The 1449-nt window shown below is 78.6% G+C and carries 1 pseudogene; it reads left to right on the top strand.

What is annotated here, in order from left to right:
- Positions 1 to 1449: pseudogene (locus JAO81_RS41800) on the top strand (hypothetical protein); the annotation flags it as partial.

Raw genomic sequence — 1449 nt, 5'->3', positions numbered from 1 at the left:
CTCCGCCCGCGTGGCCGTCGCGATCCGCGAGGCCGAGCGCGACGCCGCGCCCGCACTCGCCGCCCGCGCGACGGCCGCCGCCGACCTGGTCCGCGCGCTGCACACCGCCGCCGAAGGCGCCGAACAGCTGGCCAATGAGGAGGAGGAGCGCTCCGCCGCGCTCCAGGAGGCCGGCGAGGCCGCACACCGCGACGCCACCGTCGCGGCCACCGACGCACAGCGTGCCCGCAGCGAGATCGGGCATCTGAAGCAGCGGCTCAGCGAGGTCGAGCAGGAGACCGCCGAGGCGGTACGGGCCGGCTGGCTGGACGACACCGCCCCGGACGCCGACCCGGCGCGCGCCGCACTGGCCGCGAGCGACGCCGAGAAGACCACCGTCGCCGCCTGGGACACGGCCCGTGAGGCCGCCCGCGTCACCGGCGACCAGGCTCGCGAAGCCGCATCCGTCGAGGCGCGCGCCGAGCTCACCGCAGCCCGCGCCGCCGACGCCCCCGACGCGGCTCCCCGGCCGTACGAGGCCGGGGGGCGCCCGGCCGATGCGCCCGCCGCCGAGGAGCGCCTTGTCGAGCTGCTCGGGCTGCCCTCCGCCGATGCCGTGCGCGGGGGAGTGTCCTCCACCGATGCCGTACGCGGGGCAGTGCCGAAGCCGCGCACGGACGGCGCCGAGGGCGAGGGCACCCAAGGGCAGCTCACCGCCCCCGAGTTGGACCGCTACGCCGATGAGCTCAAGGAGCTCCTCGAGTCCGGTGTGGCCGCCGCCGAGCGCCAGCTGTTCGACCTGCGCACCGCCGCGGCCGACGACTCCCGGATCCTCGGCGCGCTCGGCGACGGCGGACTGCTGCCGCCAGGACCCGACGTCCTGGCCACCGTCGAGTACCTCGGCGAGCACGGCATCCCCGCGCTGCCGGGCTGGCGCTACCTCGCCCAGGCCGTCGCGCCCGCCGACCACGCCCGCGTCCTTGCCGCACGCCCCGAGCTGGTCGACGGCGTGGTGATCACCGACCCCGACACCCACGCCCGGGCACGGGAAGTCCTGGGCGCGGCCGCCCTGTTGCCGCGGTCCGCCGTGGCCGTCGGCACGGCCGCCGCGCTGCTCGCGCCGACACCGGCCGAGCAGGACGGCGAGGCGGCCGTCTTCCTCGTACCGCCGAACCCGGCCATGCACGACGAACAGGCCGCGGACGAGGAGCGGCAGACGCTGCGCGCCCGCGCCACCCGGCGCGACGAGGAGATCCGCGCGCTCGCCGCCCGCCTCGGCAAGGACCGCGAGCTCGCCGCGCGGCTCTCCTCCTGGCGTGCGGGCTGCCCGGCGGGTCGGCTCGCGGAGCTCGAAGAGACCGCCACCGCCGCCCGCGCCTTCGCCGAGGAGACCGAGGCCGGGCTCGCCGAGGCGCGCACCGCCCGTGCCGAGGCGGACGAAGCGGCGGGCGGCGCCGCCCCCCGACGGGG

It is taken from the genome of Streptomyces sp. N35 (assembly GCF_016464295.1).
In the GTDB taxonomy this organism is placed as follows: Bacteria; Actinomycetota; Actinomycetes; order Streptomycetales; family Streptomycetaceae; genus Streptomyces.
This window is presented reverse-complemented; position numbering and strand designations above follow the sequence as displayed.